The sequence below is a fragment of the Streptomyces sp. NPDC058459 genome (assembly GCF_042721685.1).
Classification (GTDB): Bacteria; Actinomycetota; Actinomycetes; order Streptomycetales; family Streptomycetaceae; genus Streptomyces.
This window is the reverse complement of record NZ_JBHXLV010000304.1, coordinates 1-5,378: the sequence shown is the minus strand read 5'-3', so window position 1 is coordinate 5,378 and position 5,378 is coordinate 1. Positions and strand designations below refer to the sequence as shown.

Below are 5,378 nucleotides of genomic sequence, written 5' to 3'. Positions count from 1 at the left end.
CTCCAGGTCCGGCTACAGCCAGGCGGCGAACTCCAGCAGCAGGTCCGCGTCCTGCTCCCGGCCCACCCGGCGGGCCCGCACCCCGGACTCCACGGCCCGGAACAGCGTCCAGCCGCGCAACCGCTCCTGGTCCACCTCCAGCGACTCCGCCAGCCGCTTGATCCGGCGCCGGGTCACCGAGGCACCGGACGGCACCGCGATCAGGTCCTCCACCCGGTCCCGTACCAGCCGCGCCAGGTCGAACGCGCACTCGCCGACCACCGGGTCCGGGCCCACCGCCAGCCACGGCAGCCGCTCCCCGCCGAGCACCTTGCTCTGCCGGAACGTGCCGTGCAGCAGCCGGTGCTCCGGCGCGTCGGCCAGCAGTTCCCCGCGCACCGCCAGCGCCGCGTCCACCAGCGGTGCCGACTCGGGGTCCGTGGCGGCGCTCGCGGCCATCGCCTCGGCCTGCCGCCCGGTGCGCTCCGCCACCGTCTCGAACCGGTGCGCGCCCGCACCGGCCGGCGGGTCCACCCACAGCCGGCGCAGCGTGCCGGCCGCCTCCAGCAGCGCCTTGGCCTCCGGCAGCGAGCGCACCGACACATCCGGGTGCAGCCGCTCCAGCAGCAGCGCGCCCTCCGCCACGTCCTCGGCCCCGCCGTCCAGCAGCTGTACGGCACCCAGGCCGCCCCAGTGCGCCAGCGCCGCCCGCTCGCTCTCCGGCCGGGCCCGCGCGGGCGCCAGCTTCAGCACGGCGGGGCTGCCGTCCGCGCGCCGCACCAGCAGTACCAGACTGCTCCGGCCGCCCGGCACCTGCACCCGGTCCACGGTCAACTCGCGTCCCGTCAAGGCCCGTTCGGCCGCCTCGGGCAGCCCGGCCAGCCAGTCGTCACCGGGCGGCGAGGTCTCCCGGCTCGCCCGGACCAGTCGCCGCGGCGGTTCGAAAGCCATGCGCGAGTCGTTCCCCTTCTCCTGTGTCCGCCTGCTGTGCCCTGAACACCCCCACAACCGAAGGCCCAGGGAAGGCTACGCCTTCCACGTACCCGGTTCAGGCCGCCGGAGACGCCGAAGGAGCGGAGTCCGGCGCTCCCGCCCGACCCGTCGTGTCGTAGGTGCGTTCCGCGAGTCCGGGGAAGGCGGGGGAGGCGCCGCTCCAGCGGACCGCACGGACCGCCGCCTCGCGCAGGGCCGAGGCGGCCGCCGTGCGGCGGTGGCCGGCGGAGTCCCGGACCAGGTCGGCGTAGACGCCGGCGAGACGTTCCTCCAGCTCGGCGGCGAGCCGCAGCGCGGCGGAGGAGTCCGCCACCGTGAACGGCAGCGCGTACGCGGGACTCGCCGCCACCGGCTCACCGCCCAGGTCGCGGACCGAGCGGGCCAGGGTGTCGCGGGCCGCCCGGTGGGCGTCGTACGCGGCACGCGCCTCGCCCTGCCGGGGCGCCCCGATCCGGCCGCCGACCACGCCGTAGCCGTACACCGCCGCGTGCTCCGCCGCCAACGCCGCCTGGAGGGCGGTCAGTTCGGCCCGCTCGGACTGCTTCGTCCTGTCCGTCCCGTCATGGACGCTCACTTCGCCGCCTCCGCCAGCAGATACGCGTGCGCGGACCCGGCCGCCGACACCGAGGCCAGCAGCCGCGCCAGCTCGCCCGGTACCTCAAGGAGTGCCTCGGCGCGCCGGTCCGCCACGGTCCGCTCGGCGGACGCCAGCGAGCCCAGCGCGGCCTTCGGGTCGGCGGGCGCCGTGGGGGCCGGGGAGGGTGACGGTGTCGCCTTCGCCTTCGTACCGGTCTCCGCCTTCCCGCCGAAGGCGTCCCGGTGCGCGGCCACCGCCGCGCGCAGCGGGGCGAGCCGGCCGGTGAGCGCCGGGTGCGCGGCGAGCACCGCGTCGTAGCGCGCGAGCAGTTCGGCGCTGTCCCGCGCCGCACGCGCGCGTGCCCGGGTGGCCGCCGACGCCACGCGCTCGGCGGGCCCGGAGCCGGACGAGCAGCCCGTCAGCAGAGCCGTGGCACCGGCGAGGGAGGCGAGCAGGGTTCTTCTGCGCGGCCCCGAGCGGGCGCGCGACGGTGGGGAGTACGGCACGGCAGACGTCCTCGGGGAGTCGTACGGGGACAGACGGGGACAGAAGGGGACAGGCGGGAATGAACGAGGGCAGGCAGCGACAGACAGGAGGGGGCGGGAGAGGCACCGGAAAGCGGCGCCCGGCGGACGGGCGGCCCGCCCGTGATCACCGTACCCGCGCCCCGTGCCCGCACCGATCACCGGCACCGCCCCACACCCCGGGCGGCCCATGCACACTCAGGGTGGACGGCAACACCCACCGCGACCGGATACCCTTTGACCAGACACGCGACCCATCCCACAACAGCACACGCGGCCGAGGAGTCACCCGGATGAGCACCACCCAGAGCGAGAGGCTGCGAGAGCTGCTCGAACCGCTCGTCACCTCCCAGGGGCTGGATCTCGAGGAGATCGCCGTCGACTCCGTCGGACGCAAGCGGGTGCTGCGCGTGGTCGTCGACTCCGACACCGGAGCGGACCTGGACCAGATCGCCGATGTGAGCCGCGCGCTCTCGGCGAAGCTCGACGAGACCGACGCGATGGGCGACCTGGCGTACGACCTGGAGGTCGGCACCCCCGGCGCCGAGCGCCTCCTCACCGAACCCCGTCACTACCGGCGCGCCGTGGACCGGCTGGCCAAGTTCCAGCTTGCGGACGGCGAGGAGCTGCTCGCGCGCATCCTGGACGTGGACGACGAGGGTCTGCACCTGGAGGTGCCCGGTGTGAAGGGCCGCAAGGCCAAGGAGCGCCGGCTCGGTTTCCCGGAGATCGCCAAGGCGCGGGTGCAGGTCGAGTTCAACCGCAAGGACAAGGCGGACAAGACGGATATGAAGGAAGAGGAGGAGGCGTAGCCGTGGATATCGACATGAGCGCCCTGCGGGGCTTGGTCAGGGAGAAGGAGATCTCCTTCGACCTGCTGGTCGAGGCGATCGAGTCGGCCCTCCTCATCGCGTACCACCGCACCGAGGGAAGCCGCCGCCACGCGCGCGTGGAGCTGGACCGGCAGAGCGGTCATGTGACCGTGTGGGCGAAGGAGGACCCCGAGGACGTCGAGGAGGGGCAGGAGCGCCGCGAGTTCGACGACACCCCCTCCGGGTTCGGCCGGATCGCCGCCACCACCGCCAAGCAGGTCATCCTGCAGCGGCTGCGGGACGCGGAGGACGACGCCACGCTCGGCGAGTACGCCGGCCGCGAGGGCGACATCGTCACCGGCGTGGTCCAGCAGGGCCGCGACCCGAAGAACGTGCTCGTGGACATCGGCAAGCTGGAGGCCATCCTGCCGGTGCAGGAGCAGGTCCCCGGCGAGAGCTATCAGCACGGCATGCGGCTGCGGTCCTACGTGGTCCGTGTCGCCAAGGGCGTGCGCGGCCCCTCGGTCACCCTCTCCCGCACCCACCCCAGCCTGGTGAAGAAGCTCTTCGCCCTGGAGGTGCCGGAGATCGCGGACGGCTCGGTGGAGATCGCCGCCATCGCCCGCGAGGCCGGCCACCGCACCAAGATCGCCGTACGGTCCACCCGTTCGGGCCTGAACGCCAAGGGCGCCTGCATCGGCCCGATGGGCGGCCGGGTGCGCAGTGTGATGGGCGAGCTGAACGGCGAGAAGATCGACATCGTCGACTGGTCGGACGACCCGGCCGAGATGGTGGCGAACGCCCTGTCACCCGCCCGGGTGAGCAAGGTCGAGGTCGTCGACCTCGGCGCCCGCTCCGCCCGGGTCACCGTGCCGGACTACCAGCTGTCGCTGGCGATCGGCAAGGAAGGGCAGAACGCCCGGCTCGCGGCCCGGCTCACCGGCTGGCGCATCGACATCCGGCCGGACACCGAGCAGGCCGACGACCGGCTCGCCGAGTAGGTCTCCCGACCGGCCCGGACGCGTGACCGAACAGGGCCGGATCGTGACCGTCCACCACACTGCAACTGTTCGATCTCTACCCCAACGGGGTGAGGTCGGTACGGGGAGGTAGACTTAACTGTGTCTGGCCGGACGCACATCCGAGCATGCCCTGAACGCACCTGTGTGGGGTGTCGGAAGCGGGCGGCCAAGAACGATCTACTGCGGATCGTGAGGATCGAGGACGCCTGCGTCCCCGATCCTCGCGGTACGCTGCCCGGCCGGGGTGCTTATGTACACCCGGCACTGGTCTGTCTGGACCAGGCGCTTCGCCGCCGGGCGTTCACGCGGGCACTGCGCGCCCCGCGAGCGCTCGACACAAACGCGTTGCGCCGACACGTCGGGCAGACGACAGTTGCCGAGCAGGCAACACCGTAAGAAGTGCCGCGCGGAACCCCGTGGCGGCCTGGTACCTCGCGAGTCGAAAGCAGGTCGAGATTGCGATGAGCACTCGATGAGTACGCGATGAGTACGCCCATGAACTAGCGACGGTCCGGCATCACCCGGACCTCAAAGGAGCGAAGTGGCTAAGGTCCGGGTATACGAACTCGCCAAGGAGTTCGGTGTCGAGAGCAAGGTCGTCATGGCCAAGCTCCAGGAACTCGGTGAATTCGTCCGTTCGGCGTCTTCGACGATCGAAGCGCCTGTCGTACGCAAGCTGACCGACGCCTTCCAGGGTGGTGGCAACGGCAAGTCCGCCGGCAAGCCCGCCCCGCGCAAGGCATCCCCCAAGCCCGCCGCGCCCTCTCCGGCGCAGGCCGGCCCGTCTCAGGCCGCCAAGGCCGTCGGGGACGGCCCGTCCGCCCCCAAGCCGGGCGCCCCCAAGCCCGCCGCGCAGCAGCCCGCTGCCCCGGCGGCTTCCTCGGCTCCGACGCCGGCCGCTCCCGGCCCGCGTCCGGTGCCGGGTCCCAAGCCCGCGCCGCGCCCGGCCCCGGCCGTCCCGGAGTTCACCGCTCCGCCGGCCGCCCAGGCTCCGCAGGCTCCCGCCGCGCAGCAGGGTCCGCGCCCCGGTGGCGCCGCCCGTCCCGGCGCGCCCAAGCCCGGTGGCAGCCGTCCGGCCGCTCCCGGTCAGGGCCAGACTCAGGGCCAGTCGGGCCGTCCCGGCCAGGGCGCTCCGCGCTCCGGTGGCCAGGCCCCGCGTCCCGGCGGTCGTCCGGCCGGTCCCCGTCCGGGTAACCACCCCTTCAACACCGGTGGCTCCACCGGCATGGCGCGCCCGCAGGCGCCCCGTCCGCAGGGCGGTCCCCGTCCGGCCGGCGGTCCCGGTGCCCCCGGCGCCGGTCCCCGTCCGCAGGGCCCCGGTGCCCAGGGCGGCGGTCCGCGTCCGCAGGGTCCGGGCGGTGCCCGTCCGGCGCCTTCCGGCATGCCCCGTCCGCAGGGTGGTCCGCGTCCCGGCCCGGCCGGTCCGCGTCCCAACCCCGGCATGATGCCGCAGCGTCCCGCCGCGGGCCCG

General features: G+C 74.1%; 7 protein-coding genes. 4 read left to right on the top strand and 3 right to left on the bottom strand.

What is annotated here, in order from left to right:
* Nucleotides 1–12: 12 nt before the first annotated feature.
* From ACFWN1_RS31305 to ACFWN1_RS31295, 3 genes are all read right to left on the bottom strand, one after another.
* Entirely contained in the window at nucleotides 13–930 is a 918-nt protein-coding gene (locus tag ACFWN1_RS31305; protein WP_384369487.1) for an aminoglycoside phosphotransferase family protein, read from the bottom strand.
* A gap of 97 nt (nucleotides 931–1,027) precedes the next feature.
* Entirely contained in the window at nucleotides 1,028–1,546 is a 519-nt protein-coding gene (locus ACFWN1_RS31300) for a ferritin-like domain-containing protein (protein WP_384369484.1), read from the bottom strand.
* Nucleotides 1,543–2,055 (bottom strand): hypothetical protein, encoded by a 513-nt coding sequence (locus ACFWN1_RS31295; protein WP_384369481.1) that lies wholly within the window; start codon nucleotides 2,053–2,055, stop codon nucleotides 1,543–1,545. The genes ACFWN1_RS31300 and ACFWN1_RS31295 overlap by 4 nt, the downstream gene beginning before the upstream one ends.
* Before the next feature lie 311 nt (nucleotides 2,056–2,366).
* On the opposite strand from ACFWN1_RS31295, the gene rimP reads away from it, so the two are divergent.
* From rimP to ACFWN1_RS31275, 4 genes are all read left to right on the top strand, one after another.
* Nucleotides 2,367–2,885: a ribosome maturation factor RimP gene (gene rimP / locus ACFWN1_RS31290; protein ID WP_384369478.1), complete on the top strand. Its 519-nt coding sequence runs from the start codon at nucleotides 2,367–2,369 to the stop codon at nucleotides 2,883–2,885.
* 2 nt (nucleotides 2,886–2,887) lie between these two features.
* Nucleotides 2,888–3,886, top strand: a complete 999-nt coding sequence (gene nusA / locus ACFWN1_RS31285) for a transcription termination factor NusA (protein ID WP_384369475.1) — start codon at nucleotides 2,888–2,890, stop codon at nucleotides 3,884–3,886.
* A 120-nt stretch (nucleotides 3,887–4,006) separates the two neighbouring features.
* On the top strand, nucleotides 4,007–4,303 hold the full coding sequence (locus ACFWN1_RS31280; protein ID WP_384369473.1) for a YlxR family protein: 297 nt from the start codon (nucleotides 4,007–4,009) through the stop codon (nucleotides 4,301–4,303).
* 145 nt (nucleotides 4,304–4,448) lie between these two features.
* Nucleotides 4,449–5,378, top strand: a 930-nt coding sequence (locus tag ACFWN1_RS31275) for a translation initiation factor IF-2 N-terminal domain-containing protein (RefSeq protein WP_384369470.1), incomplete at its 3' end; no start/stop codon positions are given.

Coding starts and splice junctions, on each gene's coding strand:
- ACFWN1_RS31305 (WP_384369487.1), bottom strand. CDS start 930: ATGGCTTTCGAACCGCCGCGGCGACTGGTCCGGGCGAGCCGGGAGACC.
- rimP (WP_384369478.1), top strand. CDS start 2,367: ATGAGCACCACCCAGAGCGAGAGGCTGCGAGAGCTGCTCGAACCGCTC.